The organism is Martinezella sp. CNPSo 3795, from assembly GCF_057784475.1.
This window is the reverse complement of the sequence record NZ_JBXSOQ010000002.1, coordinates 814,870-834,911: the sequence shown is the minus strand read 5'-3', so window position 1 is coordinate 834,911 and position 20,042 is coordinate 814,870. Positions and strand designations below refer to the sequence as shown.

Below are 20,042 nucleotides of genomic sequence, written 5' to 3'. Positions count from 1 at the left end.
ATTCCTTGGGGATCACTGTTAGGGGCGATCAAAAGCCTCTCAACTCAACAGCCCAGGGTGTTCAATGTCACATGTTCTCGTCACTGGTGGATGCGGTTTTATTGGTCGGCATGTCACGGAGGAACTGCTTGAAAATGGATATCAGGTACGCGTTCTCGATGCCCTGATCGATCAGGTGCATGGTCCTTCCGGCTTCCAGCAAGTGGTGGATGCGGCGGATGTTGTCCGTGCTGACGTGCGCGACAAGGGAGCGGTCCGGGAGGCTTTGCAAGGCATTGATGCCGTCATCCACCTAGCGGCGGAGGTCGGTGTCGGCCAGTCCATGTATGAGATTGCCCGTTATGTCGGTACCAACGATCTCGGTACCGCCGTTCTTCTGGAAGCCATGATCGGCCTTCCGATCAGACGAATTGTCGTCGCATCCTCGATGAGCGTCTATGGCGAGGGCATGTATGTCTCGCCGGTAGGGCATCGCCTCGGCTATATAAGGCGCGATGTCGGTCGTCTCGCCGAGGGACTGTGGGATCCGCTGAGCCCCAACGGTGAGCCGCTTCTTCCCGCGCCGACGGATGAGGAGAAACCCGTCGATCTCGTCTCCATCTATGCGCTGACAAAATATGCACAAGAGCGCCAGACGCTCATCTTCGGCCGCGCCTATGGCATCGAGGCAGTGGCATTGCGCTTGTTCAACGTCTTTGGTGCCGGTCAAGCGCTTTCCAATCCCTATACAGGCGTGCTCGCAAATTTCGCTTCGCGCCTTGCCAATGGCCAGCCGCCGATGATTTTCGAAGACGGCAATCAGCGCCGCGACTTTGTTCATGTGCGCGATGTCGCGCGCGCCTTTCGGCTGGCACTGGAGCGCAAGCCGGCGGCGGGTCACGTCATCAATATCGGCAGCGGCCAAGCCTATACCATAGCGCAGGTCGCGATGCTGCTTGCCGCCGCCATGGGAACCCCGGAATTGGCGCCCGAAATTACTGGCAAATCCCGCAGCGGCGATATCCGTCATTGCTTCGCCGATATTTCAAAAGCGAGGGAATTGCTCGGCTTCGAGCCGCGTTACCATCTCGATGGATCCCTCGAGTCCTTTGCGGACTGGGTTCTGACAACCGAAGCTATCGACAGGAATGCCGAGATGACCCGGCATCTCAAGGAACGAGGGCTCATGTCATGAGATTACCCGAAGGCCCCATCATCATCGTTGGCGGCAGTGGCTTCATCGGAAGCAATCTCGCCGACAGCTATCTTAGAGACGGTGAGGATGTGATCGTCCTCGACAATCTTAGCCGGCCCGGCGTCGAGCAGAATCTTCGCTGGCTGAAAAGCAATCATGGAGATCGCGTTCAATCGGCAATCGCTGATATCCGCGACTTCGATGCCATCGCTCCATATTTCATAGGGGCACGGGCAGTCTTTCATCTTGCGGCTCAAACGGCGGTGACGACCAGCCTCGACCATCCCCTGCATGATTTCGAGACGAATGCCCGCGGAACGCTCAATGTGCTGGAAGCGGTGCGCAAGGCGGGCAACACGGCGCCGATCATTTTTTCCAGCACGAACAAGGTATACGGCGACATCCACGACATCGCGATGGCCGGATTGGAAGACCGCTATATACCCGCCGACGAATTGCTGCGCGAGCACGGCTTCGACGAGGATCGCAGGCTGAATTTCTGCACGCCATATGGCTGCTCCAAGGGAGTCGCTGATCAATATGTTCTCGACTATGCCAAGTCCTTTGGTTCGCTCACCGCCGTTTTACGCATGAGCTGCATCTATGGTCCGCGGCAGTTTGGCACCGAAGATCAAGGTTGGGTCGCTCATTTCTTGATCCGCGCGCTGAACGATGAAGCCATTTCGATTTATGGCGACGGCCGGCAAGTGCGCGATATCTTACATGTCGATGATGCCGTGCGCGCCTATCGGGGCCTGCTGAGCTCGATCGATGAAGCAAAGGGCAAGGCCTTCAATCTGGGAGGAGGGCCTGATAACGCCGTGAGCATTCGCATCGTGCTCAGGGAAATCGAAAGGATCATCGGCAGGCCGATCGCGACAATGCATTCCGACTGGCGCGTTGGAGATCAGCTCTACTTCGTCACGAACACCAGCGCATTGCGCGAAGCCATCGGCTGGGCGCCTGAAATATCATGGCGTGACGGCGTGCGTGACCTTTGCGATTGGCTCGTGAGCAACCGCCTAGGCGATTCATATCGTGCTCGGAGGGCCTCGGCATGAATGGAGAGGTTGATGTCCGCCAATCCAATTTGATGCCTTCGCCGGTCTATGCGCTTGATGCTCGCAAGCCGCAGACTGTTCTCATGACGCTGGATGCCGTCGGCGGCGTATGGCGATACGCCATGGATCTCGCCAGGGGATTACATTGGTTCGGGATTAACACCGTATTGGCCGGATTTGGACCATCGCCTTCCTCCGAGCAGGAGCAGGAAGCAATCGCAGTCGGACCATTGGTTTGGCTGGATGCTCCCCTGGATTGGACGGCGGGAAATGAAGATGAGCTCGACATTATTCCCCATCTTCTGAGGCAGCTTATTGATCGGTATTCCATAGACTTGCTTCATCTGAATCTCCCCTCACAGGCTGTCGGTCTCGACATCGATCTGCCTGTGGTCGCTGTTTCGCATTCATGCGTCGTGACATGGTTTCAATCCGTGCGCGGCGCGGATGTCCCCGAGCCATGGAGATGGCAATTCTCGCGCAACCGGCAAGGTTTCGACCGGGCCGATATCGTTGTTGCGCCGAGCCATAGCCATGCGCATGCGCTTCGAACGTGTTACGGGCCGATTTCCCATTTGGAGGTCGTCCATAATTCGAGCGAGCTCCCTGCTCGGTCAACCCTCAAGGAGAATTTTGCCCTGGCGGTTGGCCGATGGTGGGATGATGGCAAGAATGGTGCGGTATTGGATGAGGCCGCACGCCTCTCGCGCGCGAAGATATTCATGGCGGGAGCTGTGGATGGGCCGTCCGGCCAGCATTTTTCCATCAAGCATGCCGTTCAGCTAGGGGAGTTGCATCATCATCAGCTTGCCGCCGTCATGGCTCAGGCCGGTATCGTCGTGTCGCCCTCTTTGTACGAGCCCTTCGGGCTAGCCGTGCTTGAGGGAGCCCGTGCCGGAGCTGCCCTCGTTTTGGCAGATATTCCGACCTATCGCGAGCTTTGGGATGGGGCAGCACTTTTTGCAAATCCGCACGACGCCGCCGGCTTTGCCGATGCGATCGATTTGCTGGCGCAGAACGAAAGGCTGCGGAAAGAGCAGGCTATGTCAGCACAGAAACGATCGCGGGCCTATTCGCTCGACCATCAGTGCCGGTCGCTTCTGAATGTTTACGCAAGCGCCATGCAGCATGCCGAGGAGAGAGAGGCGGTGCATCCATGAAATTCGTATTCTACACGCACTCTCTCGTTTCGGATTGGAACCATGGCAATGCGCATTTCCTGCGCGGAATCATGCGCGAGCTCCTGAGGCGCGGGCATGATGCGATCGCCCTGGAACCTTCCGATTCCTGGAGCCGCCGCAATCTCCTCATGGATCAAGGGCCGCGGGCACTGGAAGCTTTCCGTCGTACTTTCCCGCAGCTGACGTCACTCGCCTACGACAGCGCCTTCGACCATGAGGAGGCGATCGGCGACGCTGACGTCGTCGTCGTCCACGAGTGGACGGATCCCGCGCTCATCAAGCGCCTCGGTAGGGCCAGGCGCATCGGCGGGCGCTTCACACTTATCTTCCATGACACGCACCATCGCGCCGTCTCCGCACGGAGTGAAATCGCAGGTCTTGATCTTGAGAATTATGATCTCATTCTCGCCTTTGGTGAGACGTTGCGCCAGCGCTACCTCAAGGCAGGGTGGGGGAACTATGTCTTCACGTGGCACGAAGCCGCCGACGAGGCGTTGTTCAGGCCGATGCCCGATGTGGAAAAGAAAGGTGACCTCATATGGATCGGTAATTGGGGCGATGATGAACGCAGCGCCGAGATCGGCCGTTTTCTCATCGAGCCTGCCAGCCGTGTCGGGAAAGACGCACTGAGGACCACGGTGCGAGGTGTGCGCTATCCTCCGACAGCGCTCGACGCTCTGCGCAAAGCCGGTATCGATTACGGCGGCTGGATCGCAAATGCCGACGTGCCGCGGGCCTTCGCCGAAAACCGCGTGACCGTGCATATCCCGAGGCGCCCCTATGTTGAATCCCTGCCGGGCATTCCGACGATACGTGTCTTCGAGGCGCTCGCCTGCGGAATTCCGCTGATATCCGCTCCATGGGATGATTGCGAAGAGCTTTTCCGGCCCGGCAGGGATTTTCTCGTCGCCAGAACGGGCGGTGAAATGACCCGCCTCATTCGTGATGTCCTTTCGGACCCGGCGCTCGCCAATGCGCTGATTGCTTCCGGCCTGGAGCGGATACGCACTCGGCACACTTGCGGCCATCGCGTGGAAGAACTCCTGAACATTTTGGAGCGGCACAATGCAGTGGATAAGCGGGAGGTTGCGGAATGAAGATCGCTTTCTATGGCTCGAGCCTTCTGTCGGCCTATTGGAACGGTGCGGCCACCTATTATCGCGGTCTGCTGAAGGCCTTGGCGGCCAGGGGTTACCGTATCACCTTCTACGAGCCGGACGTCTATCAGCGCCAGGAACATCGCGATATCGATCCGCCCGATTGGTGCGAGGTGGTCGTTTACGATGGAACGATTGCCGCCTTGAAGGAGGTTGCGGTCGACGCGGCCCTTGCCGATGTTGTCATCAAGACGAGCGGCGTCGGCTTCGAGGACGACCTGCTTTTGCAGGAGGTCATGACGGCTGCCCGGCCGGGGGCTCTCAAAATTTTCTGGGATGTGGATGCGCCGGCGACGCTTGCCGAAATGCAGACAACCGCGGATCATCCGCTTCGCAAGGCACTTGCCGACCTGGATCTGATTCTGACCTATGGCGGCGGGGAGCCTGTCATAAAAAAATACCGGCAGCTTGGCGCGCTCGCATGCATTCCGATCTACAACGCGCTTGATCCGCAGACACATCATCCCGTCACCAACGATCCTCGCTTCGAGGCGACCCTTGGCTTTCTTGGCAATCGCCTGCCCGATAGAGAGGCGCGCGTCGAGGCCTTTTTTCTAGAGCCGGCCGCAGCCATGCCTTCGCAGCGCTTTCTTTTGGGCGGTGCGGGGTGGGACGACAAACCGATGTCGAGCAACGTCCGTTATATCGGGCACGTGCCGACCCGCGATCATAATGCCTTTAACGCGACGCCGAAGGCTGTGCTCAACATCTCGCGCGAGAGCATGGCCGAGAACGGCTTTTCACCCGCCACGCGCGTGTTCGAAGCGGCCGGGGCCGGCGCCTGCCTGATCACAGACTATTGGGAAGGAATTGACCATTTTCTGACGCCGAACGAGGAGGTGTTCGTCGCGCGCGATGGCCGGGATGTGCGTGAAATCCTGGCCGGCCTGACCCCCGAACGTGCGGCCGAGACGGGTAAAAGAGCGCTCGCGAGGGTACTCGGCGAGCACACGTACCGGCATCGTGCCGTCGAAGTCGATCAACTCTTACGGTCTCGTTTCGCCAGCAAGGAGGCCGCCGAATGAGCCGCGCACTCGATATCGTGATATTGGGCCTCTCCTTGTCTTCCTCCTGGGGAAACGGTCATGCGACCACGTTCCGTTCCTTGATCAGAGGTCTCCATGCCGAAGGGCATCATGTGCTTTTCCTCGAGCGGGATGTTCCCTGGTATGCCACGCATAGAGACCTTCCCGATGCGGATTTCTGTGAGCTTTCCTATTACGACAGTATGGATGAACTCAGGAGCCGATTTGAGCGGCGATTGACCGCTGCCGATGCCGTCATCATCGGTTCCTATGTGCCGGATGGCGTAGCGGTGATCGATATGGTTGCCGCGCTGAAGCCTCGGCTCTTATGCTTCTATGATATCGACACACCGGTCACGCTTGCGAAACTCGGACAGGGCGATCAGGAATATATCGCCGGACGTCAAATGCCGCTGTTCGATCTCTATCTATCTTTTTCGGGCGGAGGCGTCCTCGACCGGCTGGTGGCGGAGTTCGGCGTCTCGCGTGCGGAGGCTCTCTATTGCTCCGTCGATGAGCGGCTTTACAGGAATACGGGCGAGGAAACCTTTTGGGATCTTGGCTATCTTGGCACCTACAGCCCCGACAGACAGGAAAAATTACAGAAGCTTCTGATAGAGCCGGCACGGCAGCTGCCGCATATGCGGTTTATCGTGGCCGGGCCGCAATTTCCCGCTGATATCGACTGGCCCGAGAATGTAACTCGCATCGAACATCTCGCGCCCGCCGATCATGCGTCCTTCTACAGCCGGCAAAGATTTACCCTCAATATTACCCGATCCGACATGATCGAAGCGGGCTGGTCGCCGAGCGTGCGCTTGTTTGAGGCGGCCGCTTGCGGCACGCCGATCATCAGCGATTTCTGGCGCGGCCTCGATGAGCTTTTCCCACAAGATCGTTCCATCTTGATCGCGCATGACACGGCAGATGTGGTCGGTGCGCTGGCCGATCTTTCGGAGGAGGAGCGGCGCGGAATGGCGGATCTCGCGCAGCGCATCGTCCATGGTGATCACACCGGCCGTGCTCGCGCCAGGCAGTTGGCGAGCATTCTGGCGGAAGGCCCGCAGCAAAATCAAGTAGGCCAACGTGCGTTAGCGTAGCAATCCAAAGGAGAAATTGCATGCGGCAGGTAATCAAAAAGAACATTCTCGTCGCTGGAGGCGCAGGCTTTGTCGGCTCTCACCTTTGCGATGCGCTCATGGCCGGCGGTCATCGGGTCGTTTGTGTCGACAGCTTTTTGACAAGTTCGCCCGATAATATCAAGTCGTTGCAAAACCATCCTAATTTCACCCTCATCGAGCATGACATATGCGAAGAGCTCGAGATCGCCGAGCCGCTTCATCAAATCTACAATCTGGCGTGCCCGGCCTCTCCGCCATTCTATCAAGCCGACCCTATCCACACGATGATGACCAGCGTGGCCGGAACGGGGAATCTCCTCAAACTGGCAGAGCGTCACGGCGCATCCTTCCTGCAGGCCTCCACGAGCGAGGTCTATGGCGATCCGGAGGAGCATCCGCAGCAGGAAGATTATTGGGGTCACGTCAATTGCATCGGACCGCGCGCATGCTACGACGAGGGAAAACGTGCCGCGGAGGCTCTTTGCTTCGATAGCCTGCGTGCGGGCTCCGTCGACGCGCGCGTCGTGCGCATCTTCAATACATATGGCCCTCGCATGCAGCCCAATGATGGGCGTATCGTCTCCAACTTCATCGTCCAGGCGCTACAGCATGAGCCGCTGACGATTTACGGGGATGGCAGCCAGACGAGATCCTTCTGCTACGTGTCCGATCTGGTCGAGGGCCTGATCCGCTCAATGAATGTGCAGCCAAACGCCGGCTTGCCCATCAATCTCGGCAATCCCGGCGAGTTCACCGTCAAGGAACTTGCGCATATGATCCTGGAGATGGTGCCGACAAACTCGAGCATCGCCTACCGGCCGCTGCCAACCGACGATCCACAGCGTCGGCGGCCTGACATAGCTCGGGCAAAGCAGCTCTTGTCCTGGGAGCCGAAGGTTCCTCTCGCCGAAGGCCTGGACTATACCATTACATGGTTTCGGCAGGCGCTTCACGAACCGCAATTTATTCAACGAGCACGTCGCAAGACTTTGCCTATCCGGCGTCCGACCGGTCTTTCAATCGGAGCGTGATCATGCAGAGCCAAGAGGAGTTGCGGCGCCAGATTACCGAACTGGCGCCATGGTTTCACAACCTGCGGATAAGGGGCATCGAAACGGCGCCCGATCATTTTCTCGGGGATTATCCGAGCTTTAAATGGCGGCGCTTCAAGGACGTCATTCCCGCGGATTTGACGGGCAAGACCGTTCTCGATATCGGCTGCAACGCGGGATTTTATTCGCTCGAGATGAAACGACGCAATGCAGACCGCGTGGTGGCGATCGATACGGATCCGCATTATCTGCGGCAGGCCGCGTTCGTGGCAAAGCAGGCGGAGGTTGATATCGACTTCCGGCAAATGTCCGTTTATGAGGTCGCGCAGCTAGGCGAGAAGTTTGATCTCGTTATTTTCATGGGCGTCCTCTACCATCTGCGTCATCCTCTCCTGGCGCTTGACCTTCTTCGCGAGCATGTCGTCAAGGATCTGATGCTGTTTCAATGCATGCAGCGCGGAGTGGACGATACACCGGAACTGAAGGACGATTACGACTTCGAGGACAAAGAGATTTTCAGTCGTCCTGATTACCCGAAGCTGTTCTTCGTCGAAAATCGCTATGCTGGGGATCCGACAAACTGGTTCATACCGAACAAGGCGGCGACGGAGGCGATGCTGCGCAGCGCGGGTTTTACAATGCTGCAAAATCCGGAACCGGAGGTATACCTCCTGCGGTGCAGCACCGATCGCTTCATGGTTGAAAAGCCGCCTCGATTTTGCCTGCGGGACGGGAGGTGAGGGGGAGGCGTCTGGTGGCATGAATGCTCTGCGTTTGCTTTCGCCTCGCGGATCCCGACGGATTTGGATACCGAACATCGTCGAGGTCTCATGTACCGTCTTTAGACGGGCCGCATGGGATGCGCAGCCATCCGAAAGATTCTCCTTATTTCATGGAACATGCTGGGTATGGAGCCGTTCCTTCGAAGTGTGAAAGCGTTGAGTGGAGCTCAGAACACTCCTGGGTCATTTCCCTAATGCGGCGAATGTCACCACGTGAAGTAAACTTCATTTGAAATCAACTAGAGGGTGCAACTGGCGTCGCTCGAGATGTCAGGTCTGCATCCAGACCAGAGCTGTTGAATGAGCGATACGGCAAAGGAGAATACCGTGATCCACTTGTCCCGTTCCAATCGTTTGCAGGCTGAAATCGTGGAGCTCATTCCAGCCCTGCGCGCTTTCGCCAGAACATTCCACCGAAATTCGACGGATGCCGATGACTTGGTTCAAGAGACGCTGACGAAAGCTCTGGCCAATATCGACCAGTTCGATCCTGATACTCGGTTGAAATCGTGGCTATTCACCATCATGCGCAACACATTCTGCACAAAGTTCCGCATCGCCAAACGCGAGGCTCCGGGTAACAAGAAATGCATATCGGACGTTGGCGTCGCACCAGCGTCGCAGGAATGGACAGTCCGTGCAAAGGAACTGCAGCGGGCGTGCAACCGCCTCCCGGAACACTATCGGATAGTGCTGGAGTATGTGGTGATCGAAGGCCGCTCCTACGAAGATGCCGCCACGAAGTTCGGTTGTGCGATAGGTACCGTAAAAAGCCGCATCAACCGAGCTCGTCAGCAGCTCGCGGAACAGCTTGATGAGGACCTTTACTGACACTCCGGTTCTCAGACATCCAGCCGTCGCGCACCGAACAACGCCATGGCGATATGCTCGATATCATCAACTTTTTCTCGTAGGACGAAGCCGGGAAACTGCGGAGGCGGGTTATCCGCTATGGCAAATACGTAGGGAAGCCCAACTTCCTCAAGCGCTTCAGCCATCGCATACGCAAGATCTGGATCAAGCCGAATGTCGATAATCGCCGCATCCACCAGATTGTTTTCGATCAAATCGAGAGCGTGGGGGACATCGGTCATCGGGCCGATCAGAATAGCTCCCAATGAACACAACTTGCGGCTTGTCCGTTCTGTAAGGAAATAGTCGTCCTCGACGATCAAGAGCCGTTTGCCGGAAAACATTTTACTATACGCAGGTGTCGAATCGCTCATTGGCCAGCCTAGCTCAGGTTATGCGATCATAGTTCGCTCTGCGTGAATTCAAAGTGAATGCGAAGCCGGTCGTCGCGCATCAACGCGGTCGAGCGAGCTGTGCGGTCAGAAGATTACCTTCAAGCCAGCAAAGGTTCATGTGTCGAACGAAGTGGAAGGCAAAGCCTTTGGAACTGTACGTCCGCTTTTTTTGACGTAGAGATCAAATTGGGCGCGGTGGCACGCCGTGGACAACCATGGAGCCACAATGGCGCTGGACGCGATACTCGTCCGCTTCGAGGCACACTGTCGAACATGTTGCCTCGACCTGACGGAGGGGAAATGACTTCCAGCCCTTGGGCGGCGGTTCACACCGCCGTCAAATGGGGTGCAAGATCTGATGCGACTTTATTTTACATGCCGTTAGGGCGCGGACCAAATAGCGCTTGTGCGATCTTCTCCAATTCGAACGGCTTTTCGTTCAATAAAAATCCCTTGAACGACGCGGGCACGATGGAAGGATCATATCCGGTAGCAAAGATGAATGCGATATTGAGCTCCTGTAGTCTCTCCGCAACTGGGAATACCAGTTCTCCGTCGAGATATATATCGAGAATAGCAACATCTATCTTCTCGTCATCAATCAGTTCCAGAGCAACGTCAACACGACCGGTGGGGCCAATGACGGTCGCTCCCAACTTCTTGAGCTGGCGGCGCGTTTCGTCGGCCAGCAAATACTCATCTTCAACGATGAGTACCCGCTTGCCCGCAAACATCTTGCTGTAGCTGCGAACCATGATATCGCTTCCACGTCAGGACCAAGACGATCTACAAATTCCTTGCCTGACTGTACAGTGTTTTGAACCGCCTCGGCCTCCATTTCCTCCCAACTTGCAGGGATACGGAAGGTTGCCTCAAAACCTGCATTTATCAGTAAGTAGCCGGCGGTACCGCCTGCGCTGCTTCGCACCAATGGTGAGGACATCGGCGAAACTGGTCCAGAGCATGCGGCGAATGCTGGCCGAGGCGCTTTGAACATCCTCGGACGTGTAACTGAAGTCAATTGCAATAGTGCGCGGCCGCCGATCCCAGCACGGTCATTCATCCGTTGAACGAGATCTCCGTTTTGAGACGGCGGGCAATTCAAGAAGGATCGCCCTTGATTCAGGAACCGCGGCGAGACAGTCTGTCTGGAAGATCTTGCGCTGCTGGCGGACCAAAGGCCTTGGGTTTTCGCGCCTAAAGCCGAGCGTGATCTGCGCGGCATTTTATCCGCACGGTATCGGTGCGATATTTATCTCCATTCAGGAACAAATCCCGCTCATGAGGGTTCGACCGCCGGAGGGAAGTCAACGCCGGTCCCTCCTGGCTCGCAAATCCGCTGGCGAGCCGCCTCCTGAGGCGCGTCATGAATTCAAAGGCCGCTGGGCTGGATTGGATTCATGGCGCGTCTGGTGGGAGACGCCGATCGTGATCGGGCGGCCTCGGCTTTTTCTTCATACTATTGGGATTGATCCAGGGCGTGGGGCGAGGGCTGACCGGGCCGTTGTGGCTCATGTCGATGAAAGAAAAGGGCTCCCGCGACAAGTACACAGCCGATAAGCACCGCCAATATGATATAGGCAATCAGAGCACCGAATTTTCCCTTTTCGAAGACGGCCATGACTGCACTTTCCCTGTGCTAGAAACCAGCGTTTCACATCCAAACCTCCTTCCGACTCGAAAGTTCCCTTTTCAAATCAGGCTTTGCGGATGTAAGGGATTTGCAACAATCGAACATCTCCCGGATCGATACCGGCGAGGGTGCGCCAGTATCCCATCGGTTGCTGGGTCGTGAACTCCGGTCGCCAAATTTCAGTTGCCTGGGAACATCGCCGCAGGCCGACTGTTTGGCGCAGGATCGAGATGTTGGAGGAACCGATGAAAGCACTGACCTGGCACGGCAAGCATGACATACGGTGCGAGAGTGTTCCCGATCCTCGGTTAGACGATGAACGCGACATCATCATAAAGGTAACCGCGTGCGCGATCTGCGGTTCCGACCTACATCTCTATGATGGAGTGATGCCCGCCATGGAAAGCGGTGATATCATGGGCCATGAAACCATGGGGGAGGTCGTCGAGGTCGGCAAAGAGGTCTCACGGTTGGCCGTTGGAGACCGCGTGGTCGTTCCCTTCACGATCGCCTGCGGCGAATGCTTCTTTTGCAAGCGCGGTTTATTCTCAGGTTGCGAGCGGACAAATCCCGATCGTTCGAAGGTAACGAGGCTTTGGGGAAATTCGCCAGCCGGCCTGTTCGGCTATTCTCACCTCCTTGGCGGCTACAGCGGCGGTCAGGCCGAATATCTGCGCGTTCCCCATGGCGACGTCGGGCCAGCCAAGGTTCCAAATGGGCTGGATGACGAACAGGTCCTGTTTCTCTCCGATATCTTCCCGACCGGTTATATGGCGGCGGAATTCTGCAGTATTCAGCAAGGCGATACGATCGCGATCTGGGGATGTGGCCCGGTAGGTCAAATGGCCATTCGATCGGCTTTCCTGCTAGGTGCTGAACGCGTTATCGCCATCGATACCGTTCCAGCGCGCCTTTTGCTGGCTGAAGCTGGCGGCGCGGAGACGGTCAATTTCCTAGAAGAAGATGTCTATGACCGCATCATGGAAATGACCCGAGGACGTGGTGCCGATGCATGTATTGACGCGGTGGGAACCGAGGCCGAGGCTTCCGCCAGTTGGGATTCGAGATGGGATCGCATCAAGGTCGCGACCTTCATGGGTACGGACCGGCCCCACGTCTTGCGCCAGGCCATCCATTGTTGCCGCAACTTCGGCACCGTATCGATCGTCGGCGTTTATGGCGGATATCTCGACAAGATTCCAATGGGATCGGCGATCAATAGAGGCCTGACCTTCAAGATGGCGCAGACGCCGGTGCAACATTACCTGCCCATGTTGATGGAACGTATCGAAAAGGGCGAAATCGATCCTTCCTTCGTCGTTACCCACCGCGGGACCCTCGAAGATGGGCCCGACCTTTACAAGCTTTTTCGCGACAAACAGGACGGTTGCGTGAAAGTCGTGCTCAAACCTTGAGAAGGAGCAGGCTTATGGCCAAACGGGCTTTGGCAAAAGGACTGGCTGTCATCACCGGCGCCTCTAGCGGCATCGGTTATGAACTGGCTGCCTGCGCGGCCGCTGAAGGTTACAATCTCATCGTGGCGGCCGACGAGAGCGAGATCGAAACCGCGGCCGCGCAGCTCAGAAAGTTTGGCGGCGAGGTGCAAGCGGTGCAGACCGATCTTTCGACACCATCCGGGGTCGACACGCTTTTGGCGAACATCGCCGCGACCGGTCGGCCCGTCGATTTGCTCATGGCAAATGCCGGACAGGGGTTGGGCCGGCAATTTCTCGATCAAGACTTTACCCGCGCCAGAAAGGTCATTGATACCAATATCGTCGGAACCGTGTATCTGATCCAGCACATCGGAAATCAGATGAGAAGCCGCGGCAATGGCCGCATTCTGCTGACCGGCTCGATTGCCGGGTTCCTGCCGGGCGCTTACCAGGCGATCTACAATGGAACCAAGGCCTTTATCAATAGCTTCTCCTTCGCTCTGCGCGAAGAATTGAAGGGTACCGGCGTGTCGGTCAGTTGCCTGATGCCTGGGGCAACGGACACGAATTTCTTTAAGCGGGCCGGCTTGATGGACACGGAAATTGGCCACGCCAAGAAGGATAATCCCGCGGAAGTCGCCCGGATCGGCTTCGATGCGATGATGGATGGTGAAGCGGATGTCGTGAGCGGCTGGAACAACAAGCTCCAAGCCGCGGTGGCGAACATAACACCGGCCAGCATCTTGGCGCACCAGCATGCAAAAACAGCCCGCCCGGGCTCGGCCGAAAATTAATCAGCGTCCATGAGGTCCGACAAGCAAGCGAGGTATCGTAATGGTCAAGTCGAACAATCCAGACGGAAAGAAGAGGGGAGATCCCACTCAGGACGCCAAAGGTCAGTATCGAAAGCTGTTGCATGGCAGTCAGAGTGACGGTGTCGCGAGCGCCAAGCCAAGGGTCATTACCGGTTCCAGCGATGCAACCGTGAACAAGACCCCACCAGGATCGGCAGAACCTGAAAAAGACTGGGATCTCAACTATGATCCGCGTGACATGAACGAGGGAAAATATCGCGGCTGAATTCCTGTTTGGCTGGATGATGGCGGGATGAAAACGTGGCTGCATTTGTGCATCGACATGCAATGCATGTTCTTTGAACCGACACCCTGGCAGGTGCCCTGGATGGCCCGGACGCTGGATCAGGTTGTGGAGGTGGTGGGGCGATTTCCCGAGCGGACGATTTTCACGCGCTTCATGCCACCAGCACAGCCGGACATCATGCCAGGCAAATGGCGGGCCTATTACGAGAAATGGAACATGATGACCGCCAGCAAGCTGCCTCAAGAGTTGATGGACGTGCTTCCAGTCTTTCGAGCCTTGACGCCGCCAGCGCGCATATTTGACAAATTCACCTATTCGCCGTGGGTGGATGGTCGTCTCCATCAGATATTGTCCCGTCAAGGCGTCGACACTCTGGTGATAAGCGGGGGAGAGACGGACGTCTGCGTCCTGGCCGCGGTACTTGGCGCCATCGATCTCGGTTATGGCGTTATCATCCTGAGGGATGCCGTCTGCAGTGGTGATGACGATGCGCACGACGCAGCGCTTACGCTGTTTGAAAGGCGATTTTCGGTACAGGCCAAAATTGTGACGGTCGAAGAGTTTCTGTCTGCGGAATGATAACGGCGATGGCTAGCTCGACCCCCTGCGCATGAGCCAGCATAAATACAGAAGGATTTCCCATGATCGATAGCCGACCGGATTCATTGAGGACATGGTCGATTCGGGAACTCCGCGGCTCCGGCGCAGTTGGATGTCGGTATCTGCGAAAAGGCTCTCCGATGACAAAAGAGGACATCAGAAAGGCTGCCTATGCCAGGTGGGAAATGGAAGGAAAGCCGAATGGGCAGGAATTGCGCCATTGGTTGGATGCGGAACGTGAGCTAAGGGCCCGCGACGAAGATCTCCCGAAAACATCGTCTGATGACCATCATGCCGGCGTGGCGCCGGAGTCGGAGGATGAAACCCGCCCAGCTCCCACGTCGTCGGATGCCATTCCCTCACAAGAAGCCAAGCCAGGGAGATTCAAGCCAGGAGAGCTTGCCTCCGAGAACAAGTGAGATGGCTTACTTCTTCTAATCGGTCGAACGCTTGACCGTGCTTCGCGCCAACGAGAGGAGCCTTGATGCGCGTTCTTTTCATGTTTACGGCCTGTCTCGTCGGGCTAATCGGCATCACCCTTGCGTGCCTTGGCGCATGGCTATTCGTACTCGGCGGCACTTCCTATTATCTGATAGCTGGTATCATCCTTTTGTGTATTGCGGTGCTGTTGTCCAGGGGAAGCGTCTTCGGTCCATGGCTTTACACGTTATTGCTGATCGGGACGCTGGCATGGGCTCTGACCGAATCCGTTTTTGATGGCTGGGCGCTTATCCCGAGACTGGTCGCTCCGGCGGTTCTTGGCTTATGGATCTGGTCCCCTTGGATTGCCGGTCGCATCGAGCGCTTGGCAAGGGCAAGAATGATCCTCGTCACCAATCTCGTTTTTTCATTGGCGATCCTGATCTTCGTCTTTGGCTCTGGTTATCGGATCAGCGAAGCCAGGACCATCAGTTTCGGCGATCCCGCCCGCTGGAAGGTCATGGATGGAGATCACAGCGATGCTGGTTCAGCAGGCGATTGGGCTTACTACGGAGGCACGCTAGTGGGAGACCGGTATTCGTCTCTCGACAAAATCACGCCTGACAATGTCAATCTCTTGCAACAGGCTTGGTCGTTTTCGACGGGCGACAAGCCGAGGCCGGGTGAGAATTCCAAAGGCAGGGAGTTCAGCTTTGAAGCGACCCCGATAAAGGTTGAAAACAGCCTTTATTTCTGCACGCCGCATCGCGAGGTTATCGCGCTCGATGCAACGACGGGACAGCTGAAATGGCGTTATGATCCGGGCGGCGACATGTCGCACAATGTCTATCAAGCGTGCCGCGGGGTTTCATATTACGACGCCTCGTCCGTGGCATCCGCGGGACCATGCGCGCGCCGCATAATCTCGACGGCATCGGATCTTCCAAGGCTATTCGAACTCGATGCCGATACGGGCAAGCCCTGCGAACAGTTCGGTGAGCGGGGGACGGTCGATTTGCGCGATCACATGGGGCCGGTTCCGCCAGGGTTTCATTTCATTTCCTCGCCACCGCTTGTCCTGAACGGGCGTATAGTTCTGGGAGGATGGGTCTACGACAATCAGACCGTCGGCGAGCCTTCGGGCGTGATACGCGCCTTTGACGCAAACACGGGGCGACTTGCATGGTCTTGGGACATGGGGAAGAATCCCGCTAACAGGCCGTTGGGTGCAGATGAAACCTATACACGTGGAACGCCGAACGGCTGGGGCGTCTATACGGCCGATCCAAAGCTCAATCTCGTCTTCGTGCCCCTGGGTAACGCAACTCCGGACTATTTCGGAGGGCAGCGCAGATCTTTCGACGACCACTACTCAAGCTCGCTGGTGGCGCTGGACCTTACCACCGGGCAGGAGAGGTGGCATTTTCAAACCGTGCATCATGATCTCTGGGACTTCGATCTTCCCGTGGGGCCATCGCTTGTCGATCTCCCCGACGATAGGGGCGGCAGTATCCCAGCGCTTGTTCAAACCAGCAAACAAGGCCAGCTTTTTCTTCTTGACCGCCGCGATGGCCATCCTTTGGCCCAGGTCGACGAGCGGCCGGTACCGCCGGGCGATATACCGGGCGAACGCTATTCGCCCACACAACCCTTCTCGACCGGCATGCCGCAATTGCTCGCGCCCAAGCTTCGAGAAGCGGATATGTGGGGTGCAACTCCCATCGATCAGCTTCTCTGCCGGATCTCCTTTCGGCGGATGCGGGACGACGGTTTGTTTACGCCGCCAGGATTGAAACCGACCATCGGCTGGCCAGCCTTCGACGGGACCTCCGATTGGTATGGCGCGACGGTCGATCCGGAACGCAAACTCTTGTTTATCAATACGACATTCATGCCGTTTCAACTGCAGATGCTGCCCTATGCGTCTGCTCTCGCCAAAGGGCTCTTCGCGCCATGGGGCGGATGGAAGCAGCCATATCCGCAGCCTGACTTCCAAAATAATCCCGAGCATGGCACGCCTTTTTCCATTGTCGTCAAAGCTTGGCTCGGTGTGCTTGACATTCCTTGTACCCGCCCGCCTTGGGGTCAGATGCAGGCGATCGATTTGTTGACAAGAAAGGTCGCATGGCAGCGTCCCCTTGGAACGACAGAGGATATGGGGCCGTTTGGACTGCGCCTGCCCTTTGGTCTGCCCACGGGAATATTCAGCATGGGCGGGAGTGTTGCGACACGTAGCGGCTTGATCTTCATCGCCGCAACGACGGATCAATATATCCGCGCGCTCGATGGCAAGACGGGAAAGGTCGTCTGGCAGTTTCACCTGCCGGCAGGTGGAAACGCCACCCCCTTGACCTATCTCGGCTCGGACGGAAGACAATATGTCGTCGTTGCAGCTGGTGGGCACGGCGGCTTGCAGTCGCGCAACGGTGACGACATCGTGGCGTTTGCGTTGCCGCATCGCTAGGTCAGGAAGCAATTTTCAATTCAGGGCGGTGCTGACAGCATTTTTCCAGGAATAAGACGGGAACCAATCTTCAGGCCGTCGGTTCGGAGTGTGAGACCACTGAAGATCTCAAGAACAACCCAGAGGAGAAAACATCACGCGCAAAAGACCGGCACATCGGCGCGCTGCTGCAAAATGATCTTTTCTCAATATGTTGGGGACTCTAAATGGCATCCGAGAAGACTTTGAATGATCTCTTTCTGGAAACATTGAAAGACATCTACTATGCCGAGAAGCGGATTCTAAGGGCATTGCCAAAGATGGCACGCGCGGCACAGGCCGAGGAGGGCAAACAAGGTTTCCTTCATCACCGCGACGAAACCCAGGGCCACGTGGAACGCTTGGAGCAGGTATTCGAGCTGCTTGGAAAGCCAACGCGCGGAAAGACCTGCGAAGCAATCCAGGGCATTATCGCCGAGGCCGACGAGATCATCGAGGAATTCAAGGGCACGCCGGCGCTCGATGCCGGTCTTATCTCTTCGGCGCAGGCCGTCGAGCACTACGAAATTGCCCGCTACGGCACGCTTATTGAATGGGCCAAGCAACTCGGTCTGAAGGATGCCGTCACTCTCCTGCGGCAGACGCTGGAGGAAGAAAAGGCGACGGATCAGAAACTAACGAAACTCGCCGAGACGGCGGCCAATGCGAAGGCCAGAAAGGCCGCATGAAACATGGTTGCCTTTGATCTTTGGTGCGTTGCGGAAGCAGCGCACCGTCAGGGGACGCCCCGGTCACGAATATGCTTCGTGCGACAGCGTTGAAGGGAGCTTGTCGGTTTCGATATCATGCCGACCCATGGGCCGGTAAGTTAGAGGTGTCATGTCAAACCGCCGACCCCATCTTGCGCGACTTGCCGCGCATATAGAGACCATCGCCGCCGGAGAGATGGCCGAGCAATATGGCGCGTTATGCTTTCGGCATCGCGACGATAATTCGCGTGAAGTGCTGCTTATCACCACACGGGAGACCAAACGATGGATGATCCCGAAGGGATGGCCGATTAAAGGGCTTGATGGTGGTCAGGTGGCGCGACGCGAAGCCTGGGAAGAGGCAGGCGTCAAGGGCAAGGTCAAAAAGGGGATATTCGGATATTTCACATATTTGAAGATGCTGGCTGACAGGCGGACGATACCGTCAGTGGTCGAAGTTCACCTGCTTGAAGTCCGAAAACAATGTGGAAAGTTTCCTGAAAGTGGGCAGCGGACAATCGAATGGATGATGCCGGAAGAGGCAGCCCGCCGTGTGCGCGAACCTGAACTGAAGGGACTATTGATGCGCTTTGTGCTGGAGGAAACAAGGCCTACGGGAACGGATTAAGCAATAGCCGTGGGCATCGTCTTGCAATTTCACCGTGGGCCAATCTAATACGCCTTGGTTCAGGCCGAGGTCGAATCCTTCTCCTCCTCATCGCGACCAATCGCAAGCTTGCGCCACTTCTTGGCAGTTTTCGTGGCGGCGCCATGGCCTGGCGGCATCGTCAATCATCGCCTTTTTGTTTCAGTGCGTCGGATACGCGACGCTTGCGTGGATGATCGATATTTTCGCCGTGGGCATCGCGCGCTTTTTCACCGCCATCCTTGGCCGGTAGGTATCCAGCTGGCTTTGATCCAGCCGGTCCTTCCCATCGCGGCGATTGATCCGTCGTTCCTGGCGCGCCTTCACGAGGTTGCTGATGTTTCATAGCGGGGCCTCCTCTGGGATGTATTTTGCGGCGATAGCGCCAAAGACGATCCGCCTTGGTCTTAAAAACTGCCGGTATCCCGCATTGTTCCAGGCAAACGGGATGGAATGCACCATCTACGGCCGACACTACAGATGGTGGAACTTTCAACCCCGGTTTTCGTTTGACCCCATTGCGAGGGCGAATTCAGGGGAATTCCGTGGCGCAGATCTTTACGGCATCGGCTGATACGAGGCTGCGCGCATCTCTGCTCGTTGCCGCCATCCTGATATTCCTGATCGTCCTGTTTGTCGGCGGATACGCGAGTTCCAGCTATGGTACCCTGGTCGGCTGGGTGCAGGATCAGCCGGTTCCCTTCAGCCATGAGCATCACGTCGGAGGTCTCGGTATCGACTGTCGGTATTGTCACACCTCCGTCGAGACAAGCGCCCGCGCGGGACTGCCGGCGACACATATCTGCATGAGCTGCCACTCGCAAATCTGGACCGGTGCCAGCATGCTGGCGCCGGTCCGACACAGCCTCGCGGCCAACGTGCCGCTCACATGGAACCGCGTCAGCCGGTTACCCGACTATGTCTACTTCAACCATTCGATTCATGTCGCTCGCGGCGTTGCCTGCGTGACGTGCCACGGGCGGGTTGATCGGATGCCGTTGATGTCGCGCGCGCAGCCCTTCCAGATGCAGTGGTGCCTGGATTGCCACCGAAATCCGGCGCCCAATCTGCGCCCGCCCGATCAGGTGACGCGCATGGACTGGTCCGACTGGGACGCCAATCCCGAGCAGCACAAGGATTTCGGCGCGCAGGTGGTGAAAGCCTATGGCATCGAACCTAGGAAACTCATCCAATGCAACATCTGTCACAGGTGA

The 20,042-nt window shown here is 57.1% G+C and carries 21 protein-coding genes; 18 read left to right on the top strand and 3 right to left on the bottom strand.

Going from position 1 to position 20,042, the window contains the following annotated elements:
* Positions 1–64 precede the first annotated feature (64 nt).
* The 9 genes from AC13QY_RS08770 (at position 65) to AC13QY_RS08730 (ending at position 9,384) form a co-directional block, all read left to right on the top strand.
* Positions 65–1,174 (top strand): NAD-dependent epimerase/dehydratase family protein, encoded by a 1,110-nt coding sequence (locus tag AC13QY_RS08770; protein ID WP_488493274.1) that lies wholly within the window; start codon positions 65–67, stop codon positions 1,172–1,174.
* On the top strand, positions 1,171–2,235 hold the full coding sequence (locus AC13QY_RS08765; RefSeq protein WP_145323121.1) for an NAD-dependent epimerase/dehydratase family protein: 1,065 nt from the start codon (positions 1,171–1,173) through the stop codon (positions 2,233–2,235). The genes AC13QY_RS08770 and AC13QY_RS08765 overlap by 4 nt, the downstream gene beginning before the upstream one ends.
* 83 nt (positions 2,236–2,318) lie before the next feature.
* On the top strand, positions 2,319–3,395 hold the full coding sequence (locus tag AC13QY_RS08760) for a glycosyltransferase family 4 protein (protein ID WP_488493396.1): 1,077 nt from the start codon (positions 2,319–2,321) through the stop codon (positions 3,393–3,395).
* Entirely contained in the window at positions 3,392–4,513 is a 1,122-nt protein-coding gene (locus AC13QY_RS08755; protein WP_488493273.1) for a CgeB family protein, read from the top strand. Before AC13QY_RS08760 ends, AC13QY_RS08755 begins: the two co-directional genes overlap by 4 nt.
* Positions 4,510–5,598, top strand: coding sequence for a CgeB family protein (locus AC13QY_RS08750; protein WP_113421092.1), 1,089 nt, complete (start codon positions 4,510–4,512; stop codon positions 5,596–5,598). The genes AC13QY_RS08755 and AC13QY_RS08750 overlap by 4 nt, the downstream gene beginning before the upstream one ends.
* Positions 5,595–6,698, top strand: a complete 1,104-nt coding sequence (locus tag AC13QY_RS08745) for a CgeB family protein (RefSeq protein ID WP_113421091.1) — start codon at positions 5,595–5,597, stop codon at positions 6,696–6,698. Before AC13QY_RS08750 ends, AC13QY_RS08745 begins: the two co-directional genes overlap by 4 nt.
* A 20-nt stretch (positions 6,699–6,718) precedes the next feature.
* The gene (locus AC13QY_RS08740; RefSeq protein ID WP_113421090.1) at positions 6,719–7,750 is read left to right on the top strand and encodes a UDP-glucuronic acid decarboxylase family protein; all 1,032 of its coding nucleotides are present in this window, start codon (positions 6,719–6,721) and stop codon (positions 7,748–7,750) included.
* Between the two features lie 2 nt (positions 7,751–7,752).
* The gene (locus AC13QY_RS08735) at positions 7,753–8,511 is read left to right on the top strand and encodes a TIGR04290 family methyltransferase (protein ID WP_488493272.1); all 759 of its coding nucleotides are present in this window, start codon (positions 7,753–7,755) and stop codon (positions 8,509–8,511) included.
* Between the two features lie 342 nt (positions 8,512–8,853).
* The gene (locus AC13QY_RS08730) at positions 8,854–9,384 is read left to right on the top strand and encodes a sigma-70 family RNA polymerase sigma factor (protein ID WP_113421088.1); all 531 of its coding nucleotides are present in this window, start codon (positions 8,854–8,856) and stop codon (positions 9,382–9,384) included.
* A gap of 11 nt (positions 9,385–9,395) precedes the next feature.
* Here AC13QY_RS08730 and AC13QY_RS08725 read toward each other — a convergent pair whose 3' ends face one another.
* Positions 9,396–9,779 carry a response regulator gene (locus tag AC13QY_RS08725; protein ID WP_145323118.1) on the bottom strand — a complete coding sequence of 128 codons (384 nt, stop codon included), beginning with the start codon at positions 9,777–9,779 and terminating at the stop codon, positions 9,396–9,398.
* Between the two features lie 392 nt (positions 9,780–10,171).
* Positions 10,172–10,555 (bottom strand): response regulator, encoded by a 384-nt coding sequence (locus tag AC13QY_RS08720; protein ID WP_186449568.1) that lies wholly within the window; start codon positions 10,553–10,555, stop codon positions 10,172–10,174.
* 1,123 nt (positions 10,556–11,678) lie between these two features.
* On the opposite strand from AC13QY_RS08720, the gene AC13QY_RS08715 reads away from it, so the two are divergent.
* From AC13QY_RS08715 to AC13QY_RS08680, 8 genes are all read left to right on the top strand, one after another.
* On the top strand, positions 11,679–12,848 hold the full coding sequence (locus AC13QY_RS08715; RefSeq protein ID WP_488493271.1) for a zinc-dependent alcohol dehydrogenase: 1,170 nt from the start codon (positions 11,679–11,681) through the stop codon (positions 12,846–12,848).
* Between the two features lie 14 nt (positions 12,849–12,862).
* A complete protein-coding gene (locus AC13QY_RS08710; RefSeq protein ID WP_488493270.1) occupies positions 12,863–13,663 on the top strand; it encodes an SDR family NAD(P)-dependent oxidoreductase in 801 nt (266 codons plus the stop codon).
* A gap of 40 nt (positions 13,664–13,703) precedes the next feature.
* Positions 13,704–13,949, top strand: coding sequence for a hypothetical protein (locus AC13QY_RS08705; protein ID WP_488493269.1), 246 nt, complete (start codon positions 13,704–13,706; stop codon positions 13,947–13,949).
* 27 nt (positions 13,950–13,976) lie between these two features.
* Complete coding sequence (locus AC13QY_RS08700) at positions 13,977–14,549, top strand: cysteine hydrolase family protein (protein ID WP_488493268.1); 573 nt, start codon at positions 13,977–13,979, stop codon at positions 14,547–14,549.
* 161 nt (positions 14,550–14,710) lie between these two features.
* The gene (locus tag AC13QY_RS08695) at positions 14,711–14,989 is read left to right on the top strand and encodes a DUF2934 domain-containing protein (protein ID WP_488493267.1); all 279 of its coding nucleotides are present in this window, start codon (positions 14,711–14,713) and stop codon (positions 14,987–14,989) included.
* Positions 14,990–15,054: 65 nt separating this feature from the next.
* On the top strand, positions 15,055–17,454 hold the full coding sequence (locus AC13QY_RS08690) for a membrane-bound PQQ-dependent dehydrogenase, glucose/quinate/shikimate family (protein WP_488493266.1): 2,400 nt from the start codon (positions 15,055–15,057) through the stop codon (positions 17,452–17,454).
* Positions 17,455–17,660: 206 nt separating this feature from the next.
* Complete coding sequence (locus tag AC13QY_RS08685) at positions 17,661–18,161, top strand: YciE/YciF ferroxidase family protein (protein WP_488493265.1); 501 nt, start codon at positions 17,661–17,663, stop codon at positions 18,159–18,161.
* A gap of 151 nt (positions 18,162–18,312) precedes the next feature.
* The gene (locus AC13QY_RS08680) at positions 18,313–18,810 is read left to right on the top strand and encodes an NUDIX hydrolase (RefSeq protein WP_488493264.1); all 498 of its coding nucleotides are present in this window, start codon (positions 18,313–18,315) and stop codon (positions 18,808–18,810) included.
* Positions 18,811–18,970: 160 nt separating this feature from the next.
* Here AC13QY_RS08680 and AC13QY_RS08675 read toward each other — a convergent pair whose 3' ends face one another.
* A complete protein-coding gene (locus AC13QY_RS08675; RefSeq protein WP_069614275.1) occupies positions 18,971–19,174 on the bottom strand; it encodes a hypothetical protein in 204 nt (67 codons plus the stop codon).
* Positions 19,175–19,373: 199 nt separating this feature from the next.
* Here AC13QY_RS08675 and AC13QY_RS08670 point away from each other — a divergent pair, with 199 nt between their 5' ends.
* Positions 19,374–20,042, top strand: coding sequence for a cytochrome c3 family protein (locus tag AC13QY_RS08670; protein WP_113353072.1), 669 nt, complete (start codon positions 19,374–19,376; stop codon positions 20,040–20,042).

What these genes read in the sequence shown, in the direction of transcription:
- AC13QY_RS08770 (WP_488493274.1), top strand. Translation starts at nt 65, where the DNA reads ATGTCACATGTTCTCGTCACTGGTGGATGCGGTTTTATTGGTCGGCAT.
- AC13QY_RS08765 (WP_145323121.1), top strand. Translation starts at nt 1,171, where the DNA reads ATGAGATTACCCGAAGGCCCCATCATCATCGTTGGCGGCAGTGGCTTC.
- AC13QY_RS08760 (WP_488493396.1), top strand. Translation starts at nt 2,319, where the DNA reads ATGACGCTGGATGCCGTCGGCGGCGTATGGCGATACGCCATGGATCTC.
- AC13QY_RS08755 (WP_488493273.1), top strand. Translation starts at nt 3,392, where the DNA reads ATGAAATTCGTATTCTACACGCACTCTCTCGTTTCGGATTGGAACCAT.
- AC13QY_RS08750 (WP_113421092.1), top strand. Translation starts at nt 4,510, where the DNA reads ATGAAGATCGCTTTCTATGGCTCGAGCCTTCTGTCGGCCTATTGGAAC.
- AC13QY_RS08745 (WP_113421091.1), top strand. Translation starts at nt 5,595, where the DNA reads ATGAGCCGCGCACTCGATATCGTGATATTGGGCCTCTCCTTGTCTTCC.
- AC13QY_RS08740 (WP_113421090.1), top strand. Translation starts at nt 6,719, where the DNA reads ATGCGGCAGGTAATCAAAAAGAACATTCTCGTCGCTGGAGGCGCAGGC.
- AC13QY_RS08735 (WP_488493272.1), top strand. Translation starts at nt 7,753, where the DNA reads ATGCAGAGCCAAGAGGAGTTGCGGCGCCAGATTACCGAACTGGCGCCA.
- AC13QY_RS08730 (WP_113421088.1), top strand. Translation starts at nt 8,854, where the DNA reads ATGAGCGATACGGCAAAGGAGAATACCGTGATCCACTTGTCCCGTTCC.
- AC13QY_RS08725 (WP_145323118.1), bottom strand. Translation starts at nt 9,779, where the DNA reads ATGAGCGATTCGACACCTGCGTATAGTAAAATGTTTTCCGGCAAACGG.
- AC13QY_RS08720 (WP_186449568.1), bottom strand. Translation starts at nt 10,555, where the DNA reads ATGGTTCGCAGCTACAGCAAGATGTTTGCGGGCAAGCGGGTACTCATC.
- AC13QY_RS08715 (WP_488493271.1), top strand. Translation starts at nt 11,679, where the DNA reads ATGAAAGCACTGACCTGGCACGGCAAGCATGACATACGGTGCGAGAGT.
- AC13QY_RS08710 (WP_488493270.1), top strand. Translation starts at nt 12,863, where the DNA reads ATGGCCAAACGGGCTTTGGCAAAAGGACTGGCTGTCATCACCGGCGCC.
- AC13QY_RS08705 (WP_488493269.1), top strand. Translation starts at nt 13,704, where the DNA reads ATGGTCAAGTCGAACAATCCAGACGGAAAGAAGAGGGGAGATCCCACT.
- AC13QY_RS08700 (WP_488493268.1), top strand. Translation starts at nt 13,977, where the DNA reads ATGAAAACGTGGCTGCATTTGTGCATCGACATGCAATGCATGTTCTTT.
- AC13QY_RS08695 (WP_488493267.1), top strand. Translation starts at nt 14,711, where the DNA reads ATGACAAAAGAGGACATCAGAAAGGCTGCCTATGCCAGGTGGGAAATG.
- AC13QY_RS08690 (WP_488493266.1), top strand. Translation starts at nt 15,055, where the DNA reads ATGCGCGTTCTTTTCATGTTTACGGCCTGTCTCGTCGGGCTAATCGGC.
- AC13QY_RS08685 (WP_488493265.1), top strand. Translation starts at nt 17,661, where the DNA reads ATGGCATCCGAGAAGACTTTGAATGATCTCTTTCTGGAAACATTGAAA.
- AC13QY_RS08680 (WP_488493264.1), top strand. Translation starts at nt 18,313, where the DNA reads ATGTCAAACCGCCGACCCCATCTTGCGCGACTTGCCGCGCATATAGAG.
- AC13QY_RS08675 (WP_069614275.1), bottom strand. Translation starts at nt 19,174, where the DNA reads ATGAAACATCAGCAACCTCGTGAAGGCGCGCCAGGAACGACGGATCAA.